Raw genomic sequence first — 26238 nt, 5'->3', positions numbered from 1 at the left:
AGAGGTTAATACCTCCATCTATTTTAAAGGGCCATTATCTTATATACCCATGATATTTGAAACGTTTTCTTCACTAAATCCTTGTTGGACTAAGTTTCTATAAATCTTTTCTTGTTTCTTTTTATATTCTTCTTTTTGATATTTCTTTAATACTACTGCAAAAGCTTTCTTTAGAGGAATTCTTTCATCATAATTTTTTAAAGCTTCATCAATTTGAATTTGATCAAGTTTATAATGCTGTAGTTTAGATAGTAATTTTTGATAAGAATAACCTTGGTTTTGAAGACTTCTGATTAATTGCCAATCGTTAATAACCTTATCTTTTTTAAGTCGTACGATCATATCATACGTATTAATCATACCTTGTTCAAGTAAATACTCGATCATTTGGTTTTCTGATTTTCCGTATGATGCAAAACGAACAGCTTTGTCATAAAGTTTATTTTTTTCGACTTCTCTTTTTATTAATTCTAGACTGTCTACTTCTTTACCTTGGATTAATCTATGATTAACGATAGTATCTTCATCCACTTTAATTTTTTCACCATTTTCAAAGGTGATTTGATAGTCTTTAGATAGTCGTCTAATCTCTTTTATTTTCATGTAATATCATTCCTATGGAAACCATCACCTAAAACTTCTTTAGTTGAAAATATTAATGTGAATGCGCTAGGATCAAGTTCTGTAATTTTATCTTTCAAATAATATAATTCTTGACGTGATACAGTTGTAATAACAATTTCTTTTTCACGAAGTGTATAACCACCCGTAGCTTTTAAGAAAGTTAGACCTCGTTCGATATCATGAAGAATTGTCTTTTTAATTTCTTCAGTCTTTTCACTAATGATTAGAAGTGCATATGCACTGCGGCCCATAATAGCTGTTTTATTAATCATTACTGTGGTAACAAACATTGTAAAGATTGCAAATATACCACTTTCAAAGTTTACTAACATACCTAAAATAATGATAATACCATCGGTTACATAGACTGCAACCGAGAATGGAACTTTTAAGTATTTATTGATGGCTTTTTGAAACACATCAATACCACCTGTTGTCGCATTAAAGCGCAGTACAAAGCCAATCCCGACACCGATTAAAACACCACCTGACAAGGCTCCGATTAAGAGTTGATAATTTGGTGAGATTTGATCCATGATAAGTGAATCGCTAATACCTATAAGTTCAAACAATGTAACTAACAGTGGAGCAAGAATGGTTGCATAAACTGTTCTTGCGAAGAATTCTTTACCAAACATTAATGCACCAAAAATTAATGCAATGACGTTAAATAGAAAATAAATGACACCGATTGATAATGGAATGTACGGTAAAACTAACATAGAAATCCCCATCATACCACCAATAACTAAATTAAGTGGTTGTAGGAAGAAATAAAAGCCTAAATGGAGTGCAAATACACCTAGGGATATCATTAAATAACTTTTTACTTTTTCATTTATCTTCATGTTATTTCACCTTTAAAAATGCTGTAATAAATCCGTCGATATCTCCATCCATCACTGAAGCAATATTACCTACTTCAAAGCCAGTACGATGGTCTTTGACCATTTGATAAGGTTGGAAGACATAAGATCTAATTTGGTTACCCCAACCAATCTCAGCTTTCTCACCCTTCAAGTCATTAATCTCTTTCAATTTTGCTTCAATTTCTAATTGATATAATTTCGATTTTAAAATCGTCATTGCTGCTTCTTTGTTCTTGATTTGACTACGTTCGTTTTGCATTGAAACAACAATGTTGGTTGGAATGTGGGTTAAACGTACTGCTGAATATGTTGTATTAACCGATTGTCCACCTGCACCACTTGATTGGAATGTATCAATTCTTAAGTCCTCATCTTTAACAACAATATCTATATCATCATCAATTTCAGGTGCAACATCACAAGACACAAATGATGTATGACGTCGTTTATTAGAGTCAAATGGAGAGATACGTACTAAACGATGAATGCCACGTTCAGCTTTTAAATAACCATAAGCATAAGGACCAGAGATTCGCATAGTCACAGATTTAACACCTGCTTCTTCACCTGGTAAATAGTTTAAAATTTCTACTTTGAATCCCTTTAATGCTGCATAACGTTGATACATACGCATCAACATTGAACACCAGTCCATAGATTCAGTACCACCAGCACCTGGGTGGAGTTCTAAAATTGCATTGTTATCATCGTATGGTTCATTAAGTAGAATTTCGACTTCAAACCCTCTTAATTTTTCTTCTAAATCTTTTAATTCAGATTCTACGATATCCCATTCTTCTGTACCTTCTTTAGCATCTTCTAACCAAAGGTTAAGATCGTCATATTGAGATTTCAATTTTAAGATTGTTTCCTTCTTATAAGTTAATGCAGTTGCCTCTTGATTGACCTTTTTAGCTTTATTTGGGTCATTCCAAAAGTTTGGTTCATTCATTTGTGTTTCTAACTCTAAAAGACGTGCATTGAGCACGTCTAAATTAATTGCTTTTTCTAAATCATTAATTGTTAATTCAAAATTTTCTAAAGTTTTATAAACTTCATATTTTTCCATGAAGAAACTACCTCTTGTTCCATGGTAATTGGCTTCTGTGAACTTTTACGACTTTTGGTTTGTCTTTCTTAGCTTCTGTACCTTGGTTTGTAGAAGTGTTTTTTACCACTGCTTCACGTTGTACATCCATTCTAATTTGACCTAAACATGCATAACGAGCAACATCTTTTGAGATGTTATATAACATTTCATCAAATAGACGTTTTCCTTCTCTTTGATAAATAATTAATGGGTTTTGTTGACCATAAGACTGTAATCTAACGCCTTGACGTAGTTCTTGCATCATGTCGATATGACGCATCCAGTAAGTATCAATTACGCGCAGCATAATGACTTTTAAGAATTCATTATAAACCTCTACAGGCGCTTGATCTTTCTTCATAAATAGAAGATTTTTAGCAACTTCTTTTAGATGTTCGATGATAGTAATTTCATCTAGCGTCTTTAAGTGTTCCAAATCAAGTGTGCCTCTTGGGAATAATAAACTCTCAAAATGATTTTTTAATCCTTCGTCGTTAATATCGAATTTACCGCGACCTACTTGTTCAATAAATTCTTGAGCTTCTGACTCAACTGTATCTTCAACGAATTTTATAACTTTTTCTTCAACTGAGGACTCAGTTAAAATAGATGTTCTTTGTTCGTAAATAATTTCTCTTTGTAAGCGTAGGACATCATCATACTTTAAGACATTCTTACGAATTTCAGAATTATAACCTTCGCTTCGTTTTTGAGCTCCGGTGATTAAACTTGTAATAATTCTTGATGTAACTGGTTGTCCAGTTGTTTGAGCTTTTTCAAGCGTTGCAATGATTTGCTTGAATCTATCGCCACCACGACGAATCATTAATTCATCTTCAGCAGATAAATAGAATCGTGTAAAACCTGGGTCTCCTTGACGACCTGAACGACCTCTTAACTGATTGTCAATACGACGTGCTTCATGTTTTTCAGAACCTAGGACAGCAAGACCACCTAAATCAACAACACCTTCACCTAATTTAATGTCGGTACCACGACCAGCCATATTGGTAGCGATTGTTACAGCTCCTTTTTGACCAGCTTTTGCAATAATTTCAGCTTCGCGTTCGTGATTCTTCGCATTTAATACTTCGTGTGTAATACGACGTTTTCTTAACATCATTGAAATTAATTCTGAAGTTTCAACAGCAACTGTACCAATTAAGATTGGTTGTCCAGTCGAATGACGACGTTCAACCTCATCAACTAATGCATTGAACTTTTCTTCAGCAGTAACAAAGAAGTAATCCGGCGCATCTTCACGAACAACTGGTTTATTGGTTGGAATTTCGATAACTTGCATATTATAAATTTCAATAAACTCTGGTTCTTCAGTTTTAGCAGTACCTGTCATACCAGATAATTTCTTATACATTCTGAAGAAATTTTGATAAGTAATTGTTGCTACTGTAACGGTTTCTTTCTTAACTTCTACGCCTTCTTTTGCTTCAAGTGCTTGGTGTAGACCTTCTGAAAATTGACGGCCTCTTAAAATACGACCTGTGAATTGGTCGATAATTAAAACTTCACCTTCTAAAACCATATATTCTTTATCTCTAAACATTGTGAAGTTAGCTTTTAGAGCATTATTAATATGATGCAATAATGCTACATGTTTTAAATCATAAAGATTATCAATTCCAAAGATTTGCTCAGCTTTTGAAATACCATTTTCGGTAAGTTCAACTGTGTTAGATTCAACATCTAATTCATAATCTTCATCGTTTAATGATTTAACAAACTTATCTGATTGTTGATATAAATTTTGAGTTTGTTTTGCCGGACCAGAAATAATTAATGGTGTTCTTGCTTCATCAATTAAAATTGAGTCAACTTCATCGATGATTGCATAAGGATAACCACGTTGAGCAACCATATCTTGATGATATACAACCATATGATCTCTTAAGTAATCAAATCCAAGTTCAGAGTTAGTTGAATACATAATATCACAAGCATAGGCAGCCTTTTTTTGGTTTCTATCCATGTCTCTTAAATTCAGACCAACAGATAAACCTAAGAACTTAAATAGTTCTCCGATTTCACCTTCTGCTTCACGTTTTGCTAAGTATTCATTGACTGTTACAATATGTACGCCTAAACCATTAAGGGCATTTAAGTAAGCTGGCATAACCGCTGTTAAAGTTTTACCTTCACCGGTTTTCATTTCAGAAATATTACCTTCGTGAATTGAAATACCACCCATAACCTGTACAAAGTATGGTGTCATTTTTAATACTCTAGTTGATGCCTCGCGAACTGTAGCAAATGCTTCAACTAAAATATCATCTAATGTTTCACCGTTAGATAGTCTTGCTTTAAATTTTTCTGTCTGTTGTTTTAATTCCTCATCTGACAGTTTTTTCATATCTGCTTCTAATGCAAATACAGCATTTGCTAGTTTACGATATCTTTTTAATGCTTTTTTTGATGGATCGAATAATCCAAACATGTCATCACATCCTCTTTTGTCTTTTATATGATACCTTATTTATCTTGTTTACTCAATATATACTCTTTGAGTATAAGCTCATTATGTGGCATTAAGTGTTGCCATGGAATATCCGTTAAATTAAACCACTTAACTTCAGTGACTTCACTTTGATCTATTTTTATTTCACCTTCAAAATCGGTCACAATAAAAATATTGTCAACAAGATAAACGATATCTTTGTTTGGGTACTCAATTCTAAAATTTTCCCCGGAAAATACTTTATAAAATTGATAATTTGTAAGTTTAATACCAATCTCTTCTTTGATTTCTCTTACCAAAGTATCCTCAATTGTTTCACCAATTTCAAGTGCACCACCATGGATTGCCCAAAGATTTAAATCAGCTCTTTTTTGCAGAAGGATTTTATGATCTTTGATGATAATACCTGCTGCTGTCACCATAATAAGCGGTTTATGTCCTACAAATTTTCTTAAATCTGAAATGTATCCCATTTATAACCCTGCATCTTGGAATTTATCACGGTCAAGGCCAAATGCTTCAATAATTTCTGCCATAATGTTAATATCAATATCATATGCTTTTAACCCTTCATCCGTAAGTGGAATATCGAGTCTCGGTTCAAATCGATTTGATGAGTCATTTACAGCAATATGAAGTTCATTGTTGCGGAATAAGAATGAAATAGTACCTTTAAATCCTTTTTCCAACATTGCAATTCTTTCAATCATGACTGGTGTGATGATGTAAAAAGCATGATGTTCATCCGTTGTATGAACAATAAACTTTTTGTTAAACTCGATACTTTCAGTTTCTACTTTCTTAAATCCGTTAGGTGCAAAAGCAAATCCTAAGAATGATTTTTCTAAAATTCGCAAAGAGTTTTTAAAGTTTCTTGGAAACTTATAAACATACCAACGACCTTGGAAATATGTTTCATATGTAACATATGTATTACCTTTAGAGTCACGACGAATATGACGCTCTTCTAATTTAAATTCAGATACCTTAAATGAAACATTTTTATAAGTTGCAGAAAGAAAATCTTCACCATGCCAACGATCTGGACGTTTTACTAATGAAGTTGAAAGAATTTCATTTAAATCAATTGAACTTAATGGGTTATAAAAAACATCATTATATTTTTGTTTAAGTAAGGTTGTAATGACTTCCGTTTTAAACTTTTTTCTAAATGGTTCAGTTTTTTTATAACCAATAGTTGCAAAAATACCAGCCGCAAACACACCAATAATACCAATTATGATGAGTATTGCGCTTTCAAAAAATATACCTAATACAAACGAAATTGCAAGAGTTCCAAATATAATAGAAAGTCTATTATACTTTTTTTGTTCACTTCTTGCGAGCAATCGCTCTCTTTCAAGTTGTTCAAGTTCTTTAATCATAGGTGACCCTTTCTTTTATCAAAAAAAGCAGAACCTAAAAAAGAAGGTTACTGCTTTCCTCAAAATTTAACTAACTTCAGAAATTAAAGTCTACGTCTTTTCTCTTTTGAGCTTCTGCTTCAAAGAAATCACGTTTAGTAAAGTTTTTCCATCCTGCAACTAAACTTGATGGAAATGTAACAATACGTTGATTGTATACTGAAACATTTGAGTTATAAACTCGTCTTGCAGCTTGTAAGTTTTCTTCAACTTCAGTAGTTGCATTTTGTAAACTTAAGAAATTTTGAGAAGCTTTTAAATCAGGATATTGTTCTACCACAACATTAAGTTGTGATAAACCTGCTGATAATTGATTCGCAAATTCTTGTTTTTCAGCCATTGGTGCATTATGTGCTGGTTGTCTCATTTTGACAACATTAGTTAAAGTTTCTGATTCATGTTTCATGTAACCTTTAGTTGCAGAAACCATTTTTGTTAATAAATCAAATCGCTTAGTTAAAGCAATATCAATTGAAGATTCAGACTCATCAATTTTAACTTGCATTTGTCTAAATGCATTTACAGTTGAAATATACCAAATAAAGAAAATCAACGCTAAGAATACGATAATACCTAAAACAACTAAAACAATTGTTAATACTGGATCCATATTTTCTTATCTCCTTTAAAAAAAATATCTTATGATGCACTTGTTATTTTATAACAAATCACTAAATATATCAATTAAATCAGAATTTTCCCAAGAAAATACTTCATCTTGTTTACCAAAGTGTCCAAAATGAACAGTTTGTTTGAAGATAGGACGTTTTAAACCAAGTTTTTCGATGATTGCTTTTGGTGTCATTTTGAAAGATTTTTGTAATCTTTCTTGAATTACTTGGTCAGAAATTTTAGCAGTACCGAAAGTATTCACATAAAGCGAAACTGGTTCAGCAACACCAATTGCATATGCTAATTGGATTTCACAAGTTTTTGCAATACCTGATGCAACAACTAGTTTTGCTAAATAGCGAGCAAAATATGAAGCTGAGCGGTCAACTTTTGATGAATCCTTACCTGAGAATGCACCACCACCATGACGTGAGTAACCACCATAGGTATCAACAATCAGTTTACGACCAGTTAAACCTGAATCACCAACTGGTCCACCTATAACAAAACGACCTGTCGGATTAATATAATACTTGGTATTATCATCTAGTAAATCTGCTGGAATAATCGGTTTAATAACATGTTCCATTACATCGCGTTTTACTTCATCTAAAGTCTTTTCATCGTAATGTTGGGTAGAAACAACAACTGCTGTAACTTTTAATGGTTTGTGATCATCTGAATATTCCACTGAAACTTGTGATTTACAGTCTGGTCCTAAGCCTTTTACAATACCATTTTCTCTAACAAATGCTAAACGCTTTGTCAGTTCATGTGCTAAAAAGATTGGTAATGGCATTAAAGATGTTGTATCATCTTTGGCAAATCCAAACATAATACCTTGGTCACCAGCACCTTGTTCCTTATCTTCTTTTTCATCAACCCCCATAGCAATATCAGGTGATTGTGTACCGATGTTGATATGATAAGTTGCTGAATCAGCTTCAAAAATAAATCTTGGGTCATTATAACCACAGAACTTAATTGCTTCTTTAGCAATATCAATTACTGTTTCTGGATCTAATTTAGCTTTAGTTGTGACTTCACCAAAGACATACACTGTTGTATGTGCTAGTGCAACCTCAATTGCACAACGTGAATTTGGGTCAAATGCTAGACAGTAGTCTAAGACACTATCTGCAATGTAATCTGCTACTTTGTCTGGGTGTCCTTTACCAACAGACTCTGATGAAAAAATATAACTCATGATTTTTAATTCCCTTCCTTTTTGTCAAAAAAAATCGCTTCCAACAAGGAAGCGTCTTTAACAAATTCCTTATTGTTGGGTAGTACCCCTCTTGGATTGAGCACCTAATTTAATAGGTTGCTGCAGGGTCAATGGAACCAATCTCCTAACCTGCTCTTAATAAGTCTTATTTAGTTCGTAAGTATCATACTCTATTTAATAGAGTTTGTAAATAGGTTTTATAGATTATGATACAATTCATTAATTTCTTCGTTATACTTTAAGAATGTTTCTTTTAAATTGTAATCAAAATATGTAATTAACTCTTTTTGGAAGAATTGAATTGCTTGTTGATGTGAATATGGTCTGTGGAAACTTGAGACTGAACGAATCGAAATATAACAATCCGCAAGGAATAAAATTTGAGCATTAATTTCTGGTTGGATTTTTCTCATATCTTCGATAAATGCTTCATTTGCATCACCTTCAATATGACGACGTAAAACTTCATTGGTCTTTTGAGCAAGTTGTAATCTCTTACCAATCTTACTACCTAAATCAGTTTTAGCCTTAATAAGATCATATGTTTGTTCATTATAACCTTCGGTATCCATCATTAAATCTTTGATTTCATCAAACTTCAAATGGATTAAACTATATTTTTCCATCTCCAATTTTAATTCTTCATCTAAGTTATAGTAAACGGCAATTTTAGAGGCAACTGTTGCAACTCTTTTTGCATGCACTTGATCAAGTAAACTTTGCGCACTTTGGAAAACGACGTTAAATAAGTTTCTTACAATATGAGTAAAGTCAGCTTGAACTTCGCGTCGTTTAGATAACTCTTTTTTACGTTCTTCTTGGATTGACTGACCAATCGAAACAATAATGAAGTTAACACCATAAAAGAGCATAAAAATCATTGTTCTTAATAGCAATGCACCAACTTGTCGACCTAAATCACTGCCTTCTCTAAAGATTTCTGTTGCAAATTCTTGCCAAGTTAAACCTAAATTAAAGAAATTATATGTGACAGCAAAATGGATTAAAGTTGTGAATCCAAAAAGTGAAACAAATGAGTTAGATAAAAGTCTTTTATCTTGATAAAGTGAAATTTCTACTAATGCGTAATAAATCAAAACATAACTAGCCGTTTCAAACAATGCATTTGAACCAACAGCATAAATTCTAACGTAAACTAACATTGCAGAAATAAATATCCAGAATGATGAGACATACATTGCAATTTGCTGCTTAGTTAAGTCGTTGTGATCTAAATCAATTAATTTTGATTGAAGCTTACCAACCGCTAATGTAATAGGTAAGGATGCAATAGCAAACAACCAGTCAGTGGTTGGGTTTGATACTGAAAAACCTAAAACGAAAAAGACTACCGAATACAGTAGGTTAGATACGAAAACAATGTTTTTAATAACAACATTTCGTCTGTATAATACAGCAACGTCATTGGCAATATCGATACCTGTTTCAAACCCAAAGTACTTTGAAAAAAGTCGTTTGCCTAGACCCTTTAAACGATTTTTAGGTTTGTTCAAATCCATGGAATATTATTTATCCTTTTTCCCTTCAAGTTCTTCAAATAAATTAACTTTATGATAACCAGGATTTTCCATTGCAGCATCTTCATTCATCACTTGTGCAACACGCGTTGATGCAGCCGCTGCGATAGAACCAACAATATCATCCATTAGTGTATGAACAACACCATCTTTTTTACCTTCAGAGTTTAGTTTATCAACAATACCACGTTTATTAACGTCAATATCACCAAAGTTTGTTTGGCCAATTGCACCGTATAAACGTGCAACGTCTAAACCTAGAACTTCATCAAGTCCAAATAGACCGTAATCATAGTATAAAATATCTTGAATAGGTCCTTTGAAAGCTTTTTCTTCTGCTAATCTATCAACTTCTGATGCAAATTGAATATGGTGGAAAACATCTCTAAATGTTAAAATCTTTTCAACTGATTCATAACATAGTTGATAACTTACATCTGGATAATACTTACTTTGTTGACGATATGCAATTTCAGCAATATCATCGATTGTAACACCGCCTCTAGATTTTAAAGCTTCTAAATTTAGCTTTAACATTTCTTCGCGGTTATATGCTAATTTTTTGCTATCCATTAATCTTTCCTCCGTTTATAAACAGTGTTTGTCCGTTAAGGTAATCTCTCACTGGAAGTAACTTCTTACCAGCTTGTTGAATTAACTCTAATTCAAGACCACCATCTAAACAGCCAATAACCAAACGTTTTGGTAATATACGAATTTCGCCTGGTTTTATATCAATTATATCACTTATACGTGATTTAAATACTTTTACTAAAACATTATTTATAGTGAAGTGAGCACCAACATTTGGTGATAGACCACGTACTCTATTATGATTCCATAATACACTCTTGTTGAAATCTAATGCTTCATCTTCATATTTTAAGGTGAATGCAAACGTTACATCAGCTTCATTTTGAGGATTTGCAGTATAGTTGCCTTTTATGATATTGTCTAAATTTTTCTTTAATAGATCACGGCCGATCAGTGATAGTTTTTGACTGAGTATACCATAATCATCAAATGCTTCGATTTGTAGAGACGCTTTATCAATCATTGCTCCAGCATCCATCTTGAATACCATCTCCATTAATGTAATACCAGTCTCTTTATCACCATTAAATAAACTGTATTGAATTGGTGCACCACCTCTATATTTCGGTAAGAGTGAACCATGGACATTAATTGCCTTTATTTGATCAAGTAAAGCTTTAGGTAAGATTTGACCATAAGACGCTGTAATAATTAAATTAGGTTTTTTATCAATAATATATTGATAATCAGCTCTTAAATTCTCCGGTTGAAATACTTCTATGCCATACTTTTCTGCTAATTGTTTAACAGGTGATTTTTGAAGTTCTTTTTTTCTTCCTACCAATCTATCTGGTTGTGTGACAACAAGTCCAACTGGATATTTTTCATCGATTAACATTTGTAAAATTGGTACTGAAAATTCTGGTGTTCCCATGAATACAATCATACTATTTCTCCTTAATACCAGCTAAAGAGTGGATTTGTTTCAACTTGATATCGATTGTTTGAAACGAGTAAATCTTTAACTGTATCGCTTAAATTTTGATATTTGATTAAGAGTAAAACTTGATATTTATCATTTTGTTTAAGGAGATTTGAATCAACTGGCCCTAAACACTCGATACCTTCTACTTTTAATCGTTGTTTTAACTGGTGTGCATATTGATGCACCTTTAAATAACTATCAGAGGATACCCTTACTTGCATAATCTTGTTATATGGTGGCATCTTTGATAAACGTCTGTTGGACATTTCTTCTTTGTAATAAATGTCTTTGGAAGTACTTAATGCATTTAAGACAAAGTGATTGGTGTCATATGACTGAATAATGAGTTCATCTTTAGCTATGTTTTTAGCATCACTAAAAAGTTTAAATGCAATCTCATTGGCATCATATCTTGGTAGTTTTAAGAAACTGTCTGCAACTAAAATACTGACTAAAGATATTTTATCTTTAAAAGATGATTTTAGCGCTAATTGTGTGCCAATAAAGATTTTTTTATCATTTGGTTTTGTATTTTTAATGATTTCATACGTTTCTTTAGTTGAAATTGTGTCCTTATCAATTTGTATGATTTCAATATCTGGATATGTTTTTGTAATGTAGTTTTTTAAGAGTTCAATACCTGCACCAACTGGTTTCATAGCTTCTTTACCACACTTTGGACAAGTCTTCGTGAAAGGTTCTTGATGTTTAGTTAATTGCGAACGAAGCATATGTGTTTTTTCAACGTAATTAAGCGGAATATTTGTTGTTGGATCTTTAGGTACATATGAACAACTTCGACACATCACAAATGGGGCATACCCTTTTTGATTTAAGATTAATAAACTATTTAAATTTTGTTCTAGCGTTTCATCTAAACGTGATTTTAAATGTTTAGATAACATTTTAGTGTTACCTTGTTTTAATTCATCTTTCATATCAACTAATGTGACTTTAGGCTCAATATCTCTACTTGATAAATCAATATGGATGAAATGACCTTTCGAAATATTTAATTCATCACTCATTGTTTTTGTATGTGTATTTAGTATAAGTGGAATATTATGATACTTCGAACGTAGTTTCGCAAGTTTGAATACATCATAGTATAATCCTTCAAACGGATAATAACTATCATCATGACTGGATGAGATAATAATTGCACCTAAATTTTTAAACTGAGTAAAAATACCTAGTCTTGATGCAACTATAATTTTCGCATCATTGGCTAGAATATTTTCTTGATTTAAATAACGTTCTTTAAAAGTAGAGTCAGAAGAATGTGCAAGCACTAATGTGTCAGTAAATTCAGATGCTAACATTTCTTTTAATGGATTAACCATAAATCGTTCTGGGACTAAAATTAAGACTTGTTGATTTTGATCAACTACACGTCGAATGAAATGATTTAAAAATGCTTTTGAATCTTTATTATGCCCTTCGATGAGATAGGATGATTGTTCATTAAGTTCAATTAAATCTAAATCTTTTTGAAGTTTTAAATCGAGTGGATTTAATTCTTTTTTATCAAATGTAAAACCTTCAAGACGTTTTAGAATCGATGTTTCTTCAAGAATACCAGAACGAACCATTCGTTTGATTACATCACTTGAATAACTTTCTAAGATACTTGATTTAAGTATTTTTTGATTTTCACCAAAAAGTGAGATAACTTCTTTTTGTTTAGGTGTTTTAGCTAAACTTGGATTCTTAACCTCTAAGTAATAGATATAATCCTTTTTTACCTTAGGTAAAAGAATTGTCTCAATTTTGATTGCACCTTTTAGTGAAAGACGCTTAATTTTTGGGTAAATTTTTTGATCCTTTTTCTTTAAGATAAATTCATTCTTAGTGTTAAACATTGAAATGAGTTCGTCATCAACTAATTCTTGATTAAGTAAAGTAATCTTTTTAACATAATGTATTAATAAGTCTTGTGGTAGCATCGCTTCTACACTAGATGCAATTAAATTAGATGGCAACTTTGTTAATTCATCCAACATTAAAAAAAACTCATCATCCACAATTGGTTCTAAGTCGAGAATTTCTTTTATATATTTAGTTGCTGAAGCACTTCTTTGTTTGACATCAACAACAAAGCCTAAGCGTTCAAGATTATTATCTGTAAATGGGACTATAACGCGCATTCCTCTTTGAATTGATGATTCAAATTCGGTTGGTACGATATAATCATATACTTGATTTAAATCTCGATGTTTAATGTCAATTACGACAGATACAATCAACTAAATCACCCAGTCTTATTATAACATAATAAAAATATCCCATTTCTGGGATATTTACTATTCTTCTTCTTTTTTAATCTCGTTTAAGAGTTTTGCAATATGGTTACCATATGCTAAAGCTTTGTCGAATTCAAAGACTAAATCTGGAATTTTTCTAACGTCTCTAATCTTTTCAGCTAATTTCATACGAATTTCTTTTTTGTTAGTCTCTAATAACTCAGCAGCTCTTGTTTTAGTTGCTTCGTCTTCCGTCATAATTGTGTAATATACTTTAGCAAAACTTAAGTCTTTTGTAACTTTTGTTTCTGTAATTGTTATATAACCAATATTAGGATTTTTAATAACATTATTAACAATATGAACAAGTTCTCTTAAAATGCGAGATGCTAAACGATCAGTAGTTATACTCATTATTTAATCTCCACTTCTTTTTCGATAGAACACTCGATTATATCGCCTTCTTTGATGTCGTTGAAGTTCACAATTGAAATACCACATTCAAAGCCTGCTCTAACTTCTTTAACGTCATCTTTCATACGTTTTAAGTCGTTAAATTCGCCCTTGTAGATGACTACACCATCACGGATAATTGTAGCCTTACCATCACGTCTGATAACACCTTCAGTTACCATACATCCTGCAATCTTACCTACTTTAGAGAAAGTAAAGATTTGACGAACTTCTGCTTGACCTGTAACAACATCTTCAAAGGTAGGTGCTAACATACCTTTAAGTGCTTTTTCGATATCTTCTGTAATACGATAAACGATATTGTATAATCTAATTTCAACGCCTTGTGTTTCCGCAACTGCTTTAACTGCTGCAGTTGGACGAACGTTAAAACCAATTACAATTGCATTTGAGGCTGATGCTAATGAGATATCACTTTCTGAGATTGCACCAACACCGCTTCTTACGATATTAGCATGGAATCCTTCAATGTTAATCTTTTCTAACATACCTTTTAATGCTTCAATAGAACCTTGAACGTCTGCTTTTAATACAAGATTTAACACTTTAGTACCATCATCTTGAGTACCAAACATCGTTTCAAGTGATGTAGCTTTTTGTTGTTTAGAAAGTGTTTCTCTTTGTTTTGAAGCACGTGCTTCTGCTGTTTGACGAGCGACTTTTTCATCAGTAAATACCATGAAAACATCTCCTGCAGCAGGTACATCATCAAGTCCAGTAATTTCAACTGGGGTACCTGGTAATGCCTCTGTAAAGCGACGTTTTAAGTCGTCATTCATGGTTCTAATTTTACCAAATGTGTTACCACATACGATAATATCACCAATTTTTAATGTACCATTTTCAACAATAACTGTTGCAACCGGTCCACGTCCTTTATCCAACGATGCTTCAATAACAGTACCCTTAGCAAGTCGCTTAGGATTTGCTTTTAAGTCTTCCATTTCAGCAACTAATAAAATGACATCTAATAAATTATCAATACCTAACTTTTTAAGTGCTGATACTTCAACAAATGGTGTTGTACCACCCCATTTTTCTGGAATCAACCCATGGTTTGATAATTCTGACATGACATTATCTGGATTAGCACTTGGTTTATCAATTTTGTTGATTGCAACAATAATTGGAACTTTAGCTGCTTTTGCATGTTCTAAAGCTTCAATTGTTTGTGGTTTAACACCATCATCAGCAGCAACAACTAAAATAACAATATCTGTAACTTTAGCACCACGTGCACGCATTTCTGTGAAAGCAGCGTGCCCAGGGGTGTCGATGAATGTAATTTTTTCACCATGTTGTTCTACTTGGTAAGCACCAATATGCTGGGTAATCCCACCAGCTTCACCTGATACAACACGTGATTTTCTAATAGAATCAAGTAATGTTGTTTTACCATGGTCAACGTGTCCCATTATCGTAATAATTGGGTTACGTTTAACTAGGTCATTTGGATCGTCAACGATTTCCATTTCATCATATCTGGTTAAGTCTGTAATAACTTCATCTTTAACCGTGTATCCCATTTCTAAGGCAACAAGTTCAACGGTTTCTCTATCTAATACTTGGTTAACTGCAGTCATCATACCTAATCCCATTAATTTCTTAATTAGGATGGCATTTGATACTTGCATTGCCTCAGCAATGTCAGCAACCGTCAATTCTGGTCGATAAATCACTTCTTTAACTTGTGGTTTATTTACCTCTTTACTTTTTACTGGGATGTTCGATTTACGAAAATCTTTTTTTGGCATTGGCTTTTTATAATTATTTTTATACGCCATATGAATCACAATCCTTTCTACTTCAGCAACATACTAAACCCCTTATCTTTAATACCGATTACTTTTACATTTTCTCTTCCTAGTGCTTTATTAAGCTCTAATGATGAAAATTGTTCGTTCAATTCTACTTGATAAGTTTTCGTTTTGTCACTGATTTTCTTTTTTGTATTGGGACCAGCATCATTGGCTAACAAGACTAAATAAAGTTCACCTTTTTGAAGGCTTGCGACAACTTCATCAGTACCGAGTACTGTCTTTTTAGCACGATATGCGAGTCCAAGTGCACCTAAGTTCATAAGAGTCCTAATAACTCCTCATAAATATTATCTGGTACAGTTACTTCTAATTTTTTGTCTAAGGCTTTATTCTTCTTAGCAAGCTCGATGACTTCTTTTTGCAAGATTAAATAGGCTCCTCTACCGTTAGCTTTACCTTTAGTATCAACAGAGACTACGCCCTCTTTAGTCGCTACTACACGGATTAAATCTTTTTTTGGTCGTACTTCTTTAGTCACTACACAAGTACGCATTGGAACTTTTTTAACTTTCATAAGAATCTCCTACTTTGATTAGTAAATAATACCTTCGTCAGCTGCAATTGATTCTGATTTAATGTCAATTGACCAACCAGAAGCTTGAACAGCTAATTTAACGTTTTGACCTAATTTACCAATAGCTAAAGATAACTGTTGATCTGGCACAATCGCAAGTGCACTCTTGTCTTTTGGATTAACTTTAGTTACTGCTACGACTGGTGCTGGTTGTAATGAATTCGCAATTAATTCTTTTTCATTGTCACTCCAACGGAAAAGGTCAATCTTTTCACCGGATAAGAACTTAGAAATTTCTTTAATACGGACGCCACCTTCACCAACAGTTGCACCTATAACGTCTACATTTTCGTTATTTGAACGTAGACCAACTTTAGATCTATCACCTGGGTCACGAGCGATACCTAAAACTTCGATTGTACCATCTTTAATTTCTGGTACATGTTCTTCTAATAATCTAGTGATTAAACCAACATGGGTTCTAGATACATAGATTTTTGGTCCTTTTGGTTTCATTTCTACATCTGTTACATAAACCTTGATGCGATCACCTAAATGAAATTTATCATTTGGTAATGCTTCTTTCTTAGGTAACATTGTAATGACATCTTTGTTGATTTCAATACGATAGAAATCTTGTTCAACATCTAATACTTTCGCATTAACCATTTCATATTGAAGTTTCTTTAAACCTTGATAGATATTTTCTTTCTTAATTTGGTTTAAAACTTCGTTGAAACGATGCTTTAAGTCTCTTGATGCATTATAGTTAAATTCACCTGGTTCAATTTTAACTTCTAATAATTCATTTGCTTTAGCTCTTGAATTTAATGCTTTTGCATCTTCTAATTTGATGAATGTATACTTTTTATCCATGTCAAGATTTAGTTCACCTTCAGGTAAAACGAAATATTGTCCAAAAACTAAAAGTTCATTCTTTTCTTCTCTGAATTCAACACGGCAAGTTTGAACACCTAATTGCTTTTTACATGCAGCAATTAAACCTTGTTCAAATGCATAATATACTTGCTCGGTAGTTAAATCATTATCTTCAGCAACTACGCTGATATTTTGGAAAAATGCTTTATTAATCATTTTCTTTTCTCACCTCAAAATTTGACAGCTTGTCGAATAAATTTGATATTTTCATAACTTAATTGCAGTTTCTTAGGTCTACCTTTAATATGGAAACTGATGTCTAGGATACCATCATTAACATCATCAATTGTTGCATCACCAATAAATTGTTCACTTTCGATATAAACAAATTTACCGATGTTTGCAATTACTTCATCTAATGTTCTTAATGGACGCTCAATACCTACTGTTGAAAGTTCTAAGTAGTAATCATCAGGAAGATCATCATTAATTAAATCTAAGACCTCCATATGTATTGGTTCTAAGGTTTGATGTTCCAACTCATTATCTATCAAAATGGTTAGAACTTTTTCAGCACCCATTTTCTCTACTGTTATGCTAAATAGAGTTAAATTGTGCTTTTCAAACACAGTTAAAACTTTATTTTTGATTAAATTTAAATCCATCTCATCACTCTCCAAAAAATAAGTGAGAACTCTCGAGCCCCACTTCATCTTCAAAAATATTGTAGCATTTATTTTAATAAATGACAAGAAATAAATCATTTATGTTACAATATGATTACAAAAGAGAGGAATTTTTAATGAGAATAGGTGTTTATCCAGGTTCATTCGATCCACCAACACTAGCACACTTAGATATTATTGAACGTGCATCAAAACTCGTTGATGAACTTCATGTTGTAATTGCTCAAAACCCACGCAAGGTCTTTTCATTTTCAATGGAACAAAGACAAGAAATGCTTTTAAAGATGACAAAACATATTAAAAACGTTAAAATCAGTTTTACCTCAGATTTAGTAGTTAGATATGCTCGTGAATTAGGAGCTGAAGTCTTATTCCGCGGTTTAAGAAACTTTGCAGATTACGAAGCAGAGTATCAATTATATCAATTCAACAAAAACTTAAATCAAGAGTTAGAAACTGTTCTATTATTACCATCTTCACGAAACGTCTTCGTTTCATCGTCTTCAATTAAAGAATTAGTCTATCATCATGCAGATATTTCTTTATATGTTCATGAAGATTGTATAGATGATATCATAAAAGGATTACCTAAAAAATAAAGCACTTCAACCGAAGTGCTTATTTATTGATAAATTTAGGCGAATTTAAGTAATCAATAAGTCCTACAATAGCAACTCCAATTGCTTGATAGATAACAAATAAATAATTCAGATTAACTGGGATTGTTCCGATAAACCCTATCATTGCAAAATATAAGAGCACGTATGTATGAGGAATTTTCTTAAATTTAAGTGCAAATCCCATTAAAATCAAATATATTAATCCACTTATAAGTATATATAGGTACCCACCTGTATCACCAAAACCATTAGCTCTAGTTAATAAAGTTGTATGTAGATTAAAGTAAATAAACGGTAATAAGATTAACCATTTAAAACTTATTTTCTTAGTTACCATAAAGTAAATGACTAAACCTAAAGATAATATTTCATTTACAAACATCAGAAATGAAATGGTTGCAAAGTTTGAAGGATCAATGAGTGATACCAATAAATTTAGGGTTAGTAAAAAGAATGCAACAGTCACTGAATTTAATACTAATTTAATGTTAATATATTTTAGGTTATGTCTGTGTAATAGATTAACAATATAAATTACAGCTACTGCAAGAATCCCTGCAAACAATGCCCATAATAAATAAGTATCAAAAGATATAATACCTATTATCCAACCTTGTTGAGTTAAGATGAAATAATGACCAACAAGATATGGTAAGTATAAGAAAATCGATAAAATTAAACTGCTATAAATCAATTTTGTTTGTTTATAAACTGTAAATTTATCTTGATCATTCCACTCAGATTTTTCAATAAATAAAGTTCTTAATACAATATACCAAATACCTGCTCCAAAACAACATACTAGTATAGGGATAAGTCCAATCCAAACAGCATTTGAAACATTTGTATTCAAATTGATTACTAAAATTGATAATACTAAGCCAAAGTACATTACTATCGCACTTAACATTGAATAGAGTTTAAATCTAGAAAGATAATTTTGATCTTTAGGCTTATTTTTTTGAACTCTTTCACCTTTTAAAAGTTCATCGATAGAAACACCAAGGATATCTGCTAGTTTTGGTAGTAAGGTTACTTCCGGAAAGCCTTCTCCAGTTTCCCATCTTGAAATTGCTTTATCCGTTACACCAATTAACTCAGCAAGTTCATTTTGTGTGTATCGCTTTTCTTTTCTTAAACTTTGAATAAATAAACCACATTTTTTTGCATCCATACTAATCACCTCAACCCCATATTAAAGTAAATATAAAAATGCGACAACCAATGTATCAAAGAACTACTCTATGATTCGTGGATTTTACTATAAAAGGCCATTTTCCTTAAAAAAATCAAATAACTTATCTTCTTCCACGTGAGGTGCAATCAATTTTTTAATGTCTTTAGAATCTTCTTGCCATCTTGAGTTTTCCATTAGAATACCAATGTCTGCAAGTCTGATCATTTCTAAATCGTTTTGACCATCGCCTACACAGATCAGTTCATATCCTGGATAGTTTTTCATAACAACTTTTACCGCATTATCTTTTGACACTCTTGGATATACTAAATCAACGCCACCATAATGCCAAAAGAAATGTTGGAATTGTGGATATGATTTAGCTATTTTTTCTAATTCATTGAAATCTTTGTGAAAAACCCATAATTGATAAACATGTTCTTTTAAATAAAATTCAGGATCTACAGTTGGTCTTACCGTTGTATATCCTTTTAAAGCATATTCAATATGCTCGTCAATTAAAGATACAGCTTCGTGATCAAAGCCAACCATTCCCATCGAGATACCACGTTTTTTAGTATCTTCGATAACCATTTGAACATCCTTTGGTTCAATCACATCTTCATATATAATTTCATCGTTTTTAACGATTACTGCGCCATTTACCATGATTTTGTAATCAAAAAGATGACTAAATTCATCCATTACATCCATCTTAGAAGGACCGCGACCAGTTGCTAGAACTAGTATGTAATCTGGGTTTTTTCTTAGTGTCTCGATAAGTTTTACTGTTTGCGGTAAAACTTTTTGTTGTTTTGTTGAACGTAATGTATTATCTACATCAAAGACGTAAACTCTTTTCATATGCCACCTCTTAATCTATACCTATTGTATCACAAATTAAATACTACAATTTTTATGATTTTTAGCGTGGGATTTCCGACATAAAAAACTATATGTAGTATCATCTATCTATTTAAGATTAATCTTCTTAGATTTCTTGCGAACCAAGTTCAAGAAAGCTCGTAGTTTTATCATTTTCAATAATCACTAATACATATTTTTACTGTTTTAACCATTTTGCATCTTTTTCTTTAGTGTTCTATACAAATACATATTCAACGATAATCAAATGAAGACATCTTTCACATATCACTCTCAAACAAATTACTGTATTTTATATTTTTTTCATGTATAATAAAGACATACTTAGAATCGATACGAGGAAACGCAAATGCCAAAAAATGTATTGCTTGAGACCGGCGAAATCGGAGTTTTTGCCTTAGGTGGTTTAGGCGAAGTTGGTAAAAATACATATGTTTATGAAATAAACGACCAAATATTTATCGTTGATGCAGGGATACTATTTCCTGATGACGATCTTTTAGGTATCGATTATGTCATTCCTGATTACCAATACTTAAGAGAAAACGAAGATCGAATTGTCGGTTTATTTATCACCCATGGTCACGAAGACCATATTGGTGGTATTCCATATTTATTACGTCAAGTCAAAATCCCAAGAATTTATGCATCTGGTATTGCTGTTGACTTAATTGAATATAAATTAGCTGAACATAAAAATTTATCTATTCCAAAGATTGAAGAATATAAATCTTACTACTCTTATAATTTTAAAGGCGTCGATATTTCATTCATTAGACTAAATCACTCGATTCCAGATATGTTTGGAATCGTCTTTAGAACTGAGCATGGACCAATCTTCCATACTGGTGACTTTAAAATTGATTACACACCAGTTGGACCACATGCCGAATATGAAAAGTTAGCAAATTTAGGGACTGAAGGATGTTTATTAATGCTTTCAGACTCGACTAACGCTGAACAAGAAGGATTAATTCAATCCGAATCTAAAGTTGGTCGCTCAATTAACGAATTATTCACTAGAATTCCAGGTAGAATTATTATTGCGACATTCGCATCTAACCTATATAGAATCCAACAAATTATTGAAGCCTCCGAATTAACTGGTAGAAAAATTGCTGTCTTTGGTCGTTCAATGGAACGTGCTATTGAAGCTGGTCAACAATCAGGTTATATTAAACCTAAAAAAGGTACAATTGTCGCACCAGAGGAATTATCTAAATATACTTTAGAAGAAACATGTATTTTAGTTACTGGTTCGCAAGGTGAACCACTTGCAGCTTTATCTAGAATAGCAAACGGTTCTCACCGTCAAATTAAGACTGTAAAAGGTGATACTGTCATCTTCTCATCTTCTCCAATTCCTGGTAACCAAGATCCAATTAATAAGACCATCAATCTATTATTTAGAAATGATGTCAACGTTATTACACATGGTCCAATTACAGATACCCATACATCAGGTCACGGTTCAGCACCAGACTTAAAACTAATGTTAACATTAGTTAAACCTAAGTTCTTCATTCCAATGCATGGTGAACACAGAATGTTAAAACATCATAAATCACTTGCTGTTGAATGTGGCGTCCCTGCTAAAAACATCTTAATCATGGATAATGGTGATGTTGCAGCTGTTACAAAGAATTCATTAAAAATTGCTGGCAAAGTTCAAGCTGCTGACGTTTACATTGATGGTACTGGTATTGGTAATATTGGTTCTTCTGTCTTACGTGAACGTAAGATTTTATCAGAGGAAGGATTATTCTCTGTTGTATTATCTATTAATGAAGAGAAACAAACTTTAGTAAATGATCCTACTGTGATCTCTCGCGGATTTATTTATATGAAGGGTAATGAGGAATTAACTCAAAGTCTATCAAATGAAGTTAAGAAAATAGCATTAAAAGAACTTGCTAAAAAGAAATATAGCGAAGTTGCTTTAAAACAAACCATTATTGATACTTTATCTGATAAGATTTATGATTTAACGCTTCGTAAACCGATGATTATTCCAATTATTATGAACTTATAAAAAAAACTTCCTGATGGAAGTTTTTTATTTCATTGAGGCTAAGAATGCATCGAATACATCTTTAGTAATCACTGCATCTGTTCTTGCATCATGATCTTGTTCTAAAAGATTGGTTTGATAATATTGTTTATACGCATCAAATAGTCCTAAATCATTTTGTAGATTATAGTAATCTTTGTGCAGTTTTAATAAATCAATAAACATTTTTTCTTTTGTTATTGGTTGAACATCATTAATTTCATATGAGAAATTTAAAGCTTGAATATCATTTTTACCCCATACAACAATTTGCGGATGGAATTGATTTATGATTTCTTTTAATCCTTCATAAAAATACTTGTAGGATTTCGCTGTATTATGGAATAATTCTTCATCAAGTTTTAAAAACTTAATTGTACGTTTATTTATTGCATGATCATTTTTCGGCTTAATATAGTAACCTTCATCTGCTAAAACTTGGCCTTTTTTATTAGATAATACATATCCTGCTTGAATAATTTCAGGTACAAATTTAGTCTCCCCATAACCTGGCATACTCATTTCTAAATCTAAGAATAAGAAATATTTATATTGTTTTAAGACTTTCTTCATATCTTTTCTTAATTGATCTAAATCATATAAAACTCTTCTTGGCTTTAAATCAATAATTTCTCTGAAGTATGAAACTGGGTAAACCTTAACTAAATTACCATTAAATTTTTTAGTCACTTGATTTTTCACTTCAAACTCAACTAATTGATGGGTCTTTAAAATCGGAAAGAAAGTTTTTGCTAGTCGATTTGATAAGTAAAAAGCTTCTTTTTTACGGTTAATAATACAGTAAAATAACTTTTTCTTTTCGTCTATATCATGGATAAATGTTTTCATGAAAGTCCTTCCTTGATGGCCTTAATTACTTTATCCGGTAGACCAATTTCTCTTAATTGGTCAACAGTAGCATTCTTAATGTCATCGATTGATGTAAAAGTAGAAAGAAGTTTTTTCTTTCTAGTCGGCCCAAGTCCTTTCACATTGTCTAAGACTGAACCGTAATCTTTTCTATTTTTAGTATCTTGGTGGAATGTTATGGTGAATCTATGTACTTCTTCACTGAGTTTACCTAAAAATTGGAATAGAACACCTTTTTTATCAAGTAGTGTCACTTCACCATTATACACGTAACCTTCTAATTGGTGAAACTTATTTTTCTTTAAACCTAATACAGGTACTTCAATATTAAGTGCATTTAGTACTTCAAACGCTGCAGTTACTTGACCTTTTCCACCATCTACACAAATTAAATCAGGTAATCTTTGTTTCTCAATTAAAAGTCTTTGATATCTACGATATAAGACTTCTTTCATTGATTGGTAATCATCATTCGTAGATGTTTTTAAGTGAAACTTTCGATACATCTTACGTTCAAAATGATTATCCTTCCAAACAATCATACCGCTAATTGGAGCTGTACCAAAAAGATGTGCATTATCAAAAACTTCAATGTAATTGACTTTACTTTCTACAATTTGAGATAACGCTTCTAACTGTTCATTCATCTTTTCCGATTTTGCTCGGTAGAGTTTGAAGTAATGTGTTAAGTCTTCTATGGCATTCTTATGTGCTAAATCGATTAGTTTTTTCTTATCACCAATTTTTGGAATAACTACTTTATTTCCAAAATACATTTTCAAAGTCTTTTCATCTACTTGTGAATCAAAAACTAATTCATCCGGTAATAAAAATCTATCGTAATAATTTTTAATATAAGACAAGAATGTTTCATTTGGATCATCCATAAATGAAACAACTTGTTGGTGAGAATCTAATATTCTACCTTGTCTCATCATTAATATATGGATAGCTAGATCATCTTCATTTGCTGCAAAAGAGACAAAGTCTCGATCTTTATGGTCATTTAATGAAACAATTTGTTTCTCAGTTGTATCTTCAACTGCTTTAATCATGTCACGGTATTCTAACGCTTTTTCAAACTCAAGTGACTCAGAAGCTTCTTTCATACGACGTTTTAATTCGTCAAGTACTTCTTTTGTATCACCTTTTAAGAATTGCGTAATCTTTTTAATATTTGGCTCATAATCCACATGTTCATGTGCACATGGCCCTAAACATAAACCTAGATGATAATACATACAAGGTTTTTTACTAACTGGATTACAGCGTCTTAAAGGATATAATTTTTGTAGAAGTTTAAGGGTTTCTTTAGCTGAATATCCATTTGGATATGGACCAAATAATGTTTTTTCTGGGTCAACAGTTTGATAACGTGACACTTGAATCATCGGATCTTTTTCATTCGTGATTTCAATATATGGATAACTTTTATCATCGATTAAACGAATATTATAAATAGGTGCATACTTTTTAATTAAATTAAATTCTAAAAGAAGACTTTCAGTCTCCGAGTTTGTTACAACATAATTAAAATCTCTGATTTCAGAGACTAACTTTTGAGTTTTAGCATTATGTGTACCGGTAAAGTATGACTTCACACGATTCTTTAAGTTTTTAGCTTTACCAACATAAATTACATCGCCTGCTTCATTTAGCATCAAGTAACAGCCGGGTTCGTTTGGTAAAAGAGCTAACTTATCTTTCATTCAATCACCTATTTATATTTTACAATATAACTCTAAAAAAAATCACGTTCATTCTTCGAACGTGATTTTAACTCTGCCATTAATGATTTCTTCTAAAGCTTTACCTACTGTTGTCACAGATTTCGCATCATCGATATCTAATTTCTCAGTTTCAATAATATGAGCTACTTTGCTGGCAGCATAAACTAGTTTATACTTAGAATTGATTTTACTTAACAGTACGTCAATTGATGGATAACGTAATCCTTCTTTGTTTGTTTTCACAAAAATCACTCCTCTAACATCTTTAAATAATTGTGAATTGTGCGCTCGGTTCTTGCATGTTCAGCGCGGATAATTGCCATAATACGATCAGCTGCATTATTAACATCGTCGTTGACCACAATATAGTCGTATTTATAGGCTAACATAAATTCTTTTTCAGCTTTTTGGAAACGTTTATCAATTAAAGCTTTATCCTCAGTACCACGTTCAACTAAGCGATCGTATAATGCTTTTTTACTTGGTGGAACTAAGAATATAAAGACCGCATCTTTCATTCTTTCACGAACTTGAAGTGCACCTTCAACTTCGATTTCAAGAACAACTTCTTTTCCTAGATTAAGCATTTCATCAACTTTACTTCTTGGTGTACCGTAGTAATTACCTACGAATTCAGCCCATTCTAAGAATTGGTCATTTTTAATGTTCTCTTGGAAAGTTTCCCTGTCAACAAAATAATAATCACGGCCATCCACTTCACCAACTCTTGGTTGTCTTGTTGTCATTGAAACAGAATATGCCAAGTTATGGTTTTTCATGGAAAAAAGTGCACGGCGGACTGTACCTTTACCGACACCAGATGGACCAGATATGACGATGAGTAACCCACGTTGGTTTAATTTCATTTGCCTCTCCTAACTCTTCGCTTAATTTATTATATAGGATAATAAAC

The 26238-nt window shown here is 32.0% G+C and carries 26 protein-coding genes and 1 riboswitch; of the genes, 2 read left to right on the top strand and 24 right to left on the bottom strand.

Annotated elements, in window-relative coordinates; genetic code table 11:
* Positions 1-39 precede the first annotated feature (39 nt).
* From PG914_RS03250 to PG914_RS03165, 18 genes are all read right to left on the bottom strand, one after another.
* Complete coding sequence (locus PG914_RS03250) at positions 40-603, bottom strand: regulatory protein RecX (RefSeq protein ID WP_488822281.1); 564 nt, start codon at positions 601-603, stop codon at positions 40-42.
* Positions 600-1472 carry a YitT family protein gene (locus PG914_RS03245; RefSeq protein ID WP_488822280.1) on the bottom strand — a complete coding sequence of 291 codons (873 nt, stop codon included), beginning with the start codon at positions 1470-1472 and terminating at the stop codon, positions 600-602. The genes PG914_RS03250 and PG914_RS03245 overlap by 4 nt, the downstream gene beginning before the upstream one ends.
* 1 nt (position 1473) lies before the next feature.
* On the bottom strand, positions 1474-2562 hold the full coding sequence (prfB, locus tag PG914_RS03240; protein ID WP_488822279.1) for a peptide chain release factor 2: 1089 nt from the start codon (positions 2560-2562) through the stop codon (positions 1474-1476).
* A 7-nt stretch (positions 2563-2569) separates the two neighbouring features.
* Positions 2570-5035 (bottom strand): preprotein translocase subunit SecA, encoded by a 2466-nt coding sequence (secA, locus tag PG914_RS03235; RefSeq protein WP_488822278.1) that lies wholly within the window; start codon positions 5033-5035, stop codon positions 2570-2572.
* A 35-nt stretch (positions 5036-5070) separates the two neighbouring features.
* Complete coding sequence (locus PG914_RS03230; protein WP_488822277.1) at positions 5071-5529, bottom strand: NUDIX hydrolase; 459 nt, start codon at positions 5527-5529, stop codon at positions 5071-5073.
* A complete protein-coding gene (locus PG914_RS03225; RefSeq protein WP_488822276.1) occupies positions 5530-6441 on the bottom strand; it encodes a DUF3137 domain-containing protein in 912 nt (303 codons plus the stop codon).
* A gap of 76 nt (positions 6442-6517) precedes the next feature.
* Positions 6518-7090 carry a LemA family protein gene (locus PG914_RS03220; RefSeq protein ID WP_488822275.1) on the bottom strand — a complete coding sequence of 191 codons (573 nt, stop codon included), beginning with the start codon at positions 7088-7090 and terminating at the stop codon, positions 6518-6520.
* A gap of 48 nt (positions 7091-7138) precedes the next feature.
* On the bottom strand, positions 7139-8299 hold the full coding sequence (gene metK, locus PG914_RS03215) for a methionine adenosyltransferase (RefSeq protein WP_488822274.1): 1161 nt from the start codon (positions 8297-8299) through the stop codon (positions 7139-7141).
* A gap of 66 nt (positions 8300-8365) precedes the next feature.
* Positions 8366-8465, bottom strand: a riboswitch (SAM riboswitch).
* A 52-nt stretch (positions 8466-8517) separates the two neighbouring features.
* Positions 8518-9840 (bottom strand): HD domain-containing protein, encoded by a 1323-nt coding sequence (locus tag PG914_RS03210; RefSeq protein ID WP_488822273.1) that lies wholly within the window; start codon positions 9838-9840, stop codon positions 8518-8520.
* Between the two features lie 6 nt (positions 9841-9846).
* A complete protein-coding gene (locus tag PG914_RS03205) occupies positions 9847-10431 on the bottom strand; it encodes a phosphatidylglycerophosphatase A family protein (protein ID WP_488822272.1) in 585 nt (194 codons plus the stop codon).
* A complete protein-coding gene (gene fmt, locus PG914_RS03200; RefSeq protein ID WP_488822271.1) occupies positions 10424-11338 on the bottom strand; it encodes a methionyl-tRNA formyltransferase in 915 nt (304 codons plus the stop codon). The genes PG914_RS03205 and fmt overlap by 8 nt, the downstream gene beginning before the upstream one ends.
* Positions 11339-11349: 11 nt before the next feature.
* Positions 11350-13623: a replication restart helicase PriA gene (gene priA, locus PG914_RS03195; protein WP_488822270.1), complete on the bottom strand. Its 2274-nt coding sequence runs from the start codon at positions 13621-13623 to the stop codon at positions 11350-11352.
* A gap of 57 nt (positions 13624-13680) precedes the next feature.
* On the bottom strand, positions 13681-14034 hold the full coding sequence (gene rbfA / locus PG914_RS03190; protein ID WP_488822269.1) for a 30S ribosome-binding factor RbfA: 354 nt from the start codon (positions 14032-14034) through the stop codon (positions 13681-13683).
* Complete coding sequence (gene infB, locus PG914_RS03185) at positions 14034-15878, bottom strand: translation initiation factor IF-2 (protein WP_488822268.1); 1845 nt, start codon at positions 15876-15878, stop codon at positions 14034-14036. Before infB ends, rbfA begins: the two co-directional genes overlap by 1 nt.
* 17 nt (positions 15879-15895) lie before the next feature.
* A complete protein-coding gene (locus tag PG914_RS03180) occupies positions 15896-16174 on the bottom strand; it encodes a L7Ae/L30e/S12e/Gadd45 family ribosomal protein (protein WP_488822267.1) in 279 nt (92 codons plus the stop codon).
* The gene (rnpM, locus tag PG914_RS03175) at positions 16171-16428 is read right to left on the bottom strand and encodes an RNase P modulator RnpM (protein WP_488822266.1); all 258 of its coding nucleotides are present in this window, start codon (positions 16426-16428) and stop codon (positions 16171-16173) included. Before rnpM ends, PG914_RS03180 begins: the two co-directional genes overlap by 4 nt.
* Before the next feature lie 18 nt (positions 16429-16446).
* Positions 16447-17523, bottom strand: coding sequence for a transcription termination factor NusA (gene nusA / locus PG914_RS03170; protein WP_488822265.1), 1077 nt, complete (start codon positions 17521-17523; stop codon positions 16447-16449).
* 14 nt (positions 17524-17537) lie between these two features.
* The gene (locus tag PG914_RS03165) at positions 17538-17972 is read right to left on the bottom strand and encodes an LSm family protein (protein WP_488822264.1); all 435 of its coding nucleotides are present in this window, start codon (positions 17970-17972) and stop codon (positions 17538-17540) included.
* Between the two features lie 137 nt (positions 17973-18109).
* Here PG914_RS03165 and coaD point away from each other — a divergent pair, with 137 nt between their 5' ends.
* The gene (gene coaD / locus PG914_RS03160) at positions 18110-18592 is read left to right on the top strand and encodes a pantetheine-phosphate adenylyltransferase (RefSeq protein WP_488822263.1); all 483 of its coding nucleotides are present in this window, start codon (positions 18110-18112) and stop codon (positions 18590-18592) included.
* Between the two features lie 19 nt (positions 18593-18611).
* Here the strand turns inward: coaD and PG914_RS03155 are convergent, their stop codons facing one another.
* A complete protein-coding gene (locus PG914_RS03155) occupies positions 18612-19787 on the bottom strand; it encodes a helix-turn-helix domain-containing protein (RefSeq protein ID WP_488822262.1) in 1176 nt (391 codons plus the stop codon).
* 87 nt (positions 19788-19874) lie between these two features.
* A complete protein-coding gene (locus tag PG914_RS03150) occupies positions 19875-20654 on the bottom strand; it encodes an HAD-IIB family hydrolase (RefSeq protein WP_488822261.1) in 780 nt (259 codons plus the stop codon).
* Positions 20655-21024: 370 nt separating this feature from the next.
* Between PG914_RS03150 and PG914_RS03145 the strand changes: the two genes are divergently transcribed.
* Positions 21025-22707 (top strand): ribonuclease J, encoded by a 1683-nt coding sequence (locus PG914_RS03145; RefSeq protein WP_488822260.1) that lies wholly within the window; start codon positions 21025-21027, stop codon positions 22705-22707.
* A gap of 24 nt (positions 22708-22731) precedes the next feature.
* On the opposite strand, the gene PG914_RS03140 is transcribed toward PG914_RS03145, so the two are convergent.
* Genes PG914_RS03140 through gmk form a run of 4 tightly spaced genes read right to left on the bottom strand, consistent with a single transcriptional unit; the run spans position 22732 to position 26191 of the window.
* Positions 22732-23574 carry a hypothetical protein gene (locus PG914_RS03140; protein ID WP_488822259.1) on the bottom strand — a complete coding sequence of 281 codons (843 nt, stop codon included), beginning with the start codon at positions 23572-23574 and terminating at the stop codon, positions 22732-22734.
* Positions 23571-25304 carry an excinuclease ABC subunit UvrC gene (gene uvrC / locus PG914_RS03135; protein WP_488822258.1) on the bottom strand — a complete coding sequence of 578 codons (1734 nt, stop codon included), beginning with the start codon at positions 25302-25304 and terminating at the stop codon, positions 23571-23573. The genes PG914_RS03140 and uvrC overlap by 4 nt, the downstream gene beginning before the upstream one ends.
* Before the next feature lie 48 nt (positions 25305-25352).
* On the bottom strand, positions 25353-25568 hold the full coding sequence (gene rpoZ / locus PG914_RS03130) for a DNA-directed RNA polymerase subunit omega (protein ID WP_488822257.1): 216 nt from the start codon (positions 25566-25568) through the stop codon (positions 25353-25355).
* 5 nt (positions 25569-25573) lie between these two features.
* Positions 25574-26191: a guanylate kinase gene (gene gmk / locus PG914_RS03125; RefSeq protein WP_488822256.1), complete on the bottom strand. Its 618-nt coding sequence runs from the start codon at positions 26189-26191 to the stop codon at positions 25574-25576.
* Between the last annotated feature and the right edge of the window lie 47 nt (positions 26192-26238).

The sequence above is a fragment of the Acholeplasma sp. ORD1043 genome (assembly GCF_057808485.1).
This window is presented reverse-complemented; position numbering and strand designations above follow the sequence as displayed.

Bases quoted from the DNA above. Each gene is read 5' to 3' on its own strand.
- PG914_RS03250 (WP_488822281.1), bottom strand. From the start codon at position 603: ATGAAAATAAAAGAGATTAGACGACTATCTAAAGACTATCAAATCACC.
- PG914_RS03245 (WP_488822280.1), bottom strand. From the start codon at position 1,472: ATGAAGATAAATGAAAAAGTAAAAAGTTATTTAATGATATCCCTAGGT.
- prfB (WP_488822279.1), bottom strand. From the start codon at position 2,562: ATGGAAAAATATGAAGTTTATAAAACTTTAGAAAATTTTGAATTAACA.
- secA (WP_488822278.1), bottom strand. From the start codon at position 5,035: ATGTTTGGATTATTCGATCCATCAAAAAAAGCATTAAAAAGATATCGT.
- PG914_RS03230 (WP_488822277.1), bottom strand. From the start codon at position 5,529: ATGGGATACATTTCAGATTTAAGAAAATTTGTAGGACATAAACCGCTT.
- PG914_RS03225 (WP_488822276.1), bottom strand. From the start codon at position 6,441: ATGATTAAAGAACTTGAACAACTTGAAAGAGAGCGATTGCTCGCAAGA.
- PG914_RS03220 (WP_488822275.1), bottom strand. From the start codon at position 7,090: ATGGATCCAGTATTAACAATTGTTTTAGTTGTTTTAGGTATTATCGTA.
- metK (WP_488822274.1), bottom strand. From the start codon at position 8,299: ATGAGTTATATTTTTTCATCAGAGTCTGTTGGTAAAGGACACCCAGAC.
- PG914_RS03210 (WP_488822273.1), bottom strand. From the start codon at position 9,840: ATGGATTTGAACAAACCTAAAAATCGTTTAAAGGGTCTAGGCAAACGA.
- PG914_RS03205 (WP_488822272.1), bottom strand. From the start codon at position 10,431: ATGGATAGCAAAAAATTAGCATATAACCGCGAAGAAATGTTAAAGCTA.
- fmt (WP_488822271.1), bottom strand. From the start codon at position 11,338: ATGATTGTATTCATGGGAACACCAGAATTTTCAGTACCAATTTTACAA.
- rbfA (WP_488822269.1), bottom strand. From the start codon at position 14,034: ATGAGTATAACTACTGATCGTTTAGCATCTCGCATTTTAAGAGAACTT.
- infB (WP_488822268.1), bottom strand. From the start codon at position 15,878: ATGGCGTATAAAAATAATTATAAAAAGCCAATGCCAAAAAAAGATTTT.
- PG914_RS03180 (WP_488822267.1), bottom strand. From the start codon at position 16,174: ATGAACTTAGGTGCACTTGGACTCGCATATCGTGCTAAAAAGACAGTA.
- rnpM (WP_488822266.1), bottom strand. From the start codon at position 16,428: ATGAAAGTTAAAAAAGTTCCAATGCGTACTTGTGTAGTGACTAAAGAA.
- nusA (WP_488822265.1), bottom strand. From the start codon at position 17,523: ATGATTAATAAAGCATTTTTCCAAAATATCAGCGTAGTTGCTGAAGAT.
- PG914_RS03165 (WP_488822264.1), bottom strand. From the start codon at position 17,972: ATGGATTTAAATTTAATCAAAAATAAAGTTTTAACTGTGTTTGAAAAG.
- coaD (WP_488822263.1), top strand. From the start codon at position 18,110: ATGAGAATAGGTGTTTATCCAGGTTCATTCGATCCACCAACACTAGCA.
- PG914_RS03155 (WP_488822262.1), bottom strand. From the start codon at position 19,787: ATGGATGCAAAAAAATGTGGTTTATTTATTCAAAGTTTAAGAAAAGAA.
- PG914_RS03150 (WP_488822261.1), bottom strand. From the start codon at position 20,654: ATGAAAAGAGTTTACGTCTTTGATGTAGATAATACATTACGTTCAACA.
- PG914_RS03145 (WP_488822260.1), top strand. From the start codon at position 21,025: ATGCCAAAAAATGTATTGCTTGAGACCGGCGAAATCGGAGTTTTTGCC.
- PG914_RS03140 (WP_488822259.1), bottom strand. From the start codon at position 23,574: ATGAAAACATTTATCCATGATATAGACGAAAAGAAAAAGTTATTTTAC.
- uvrC (WP_488822258.1), bottom strand. From the start codon at position 25,304: ATGAAAGATAAGTTAGCTCTTTTACCAAACGAACCCGGCTGTTACTTG.
- gmk (WP_488822256.1), bottom strand. From the start codon at position 26,191: ATGAAATTAAACCAACGTGGGTTACTCATCGTCATATCTGGTCCATCT.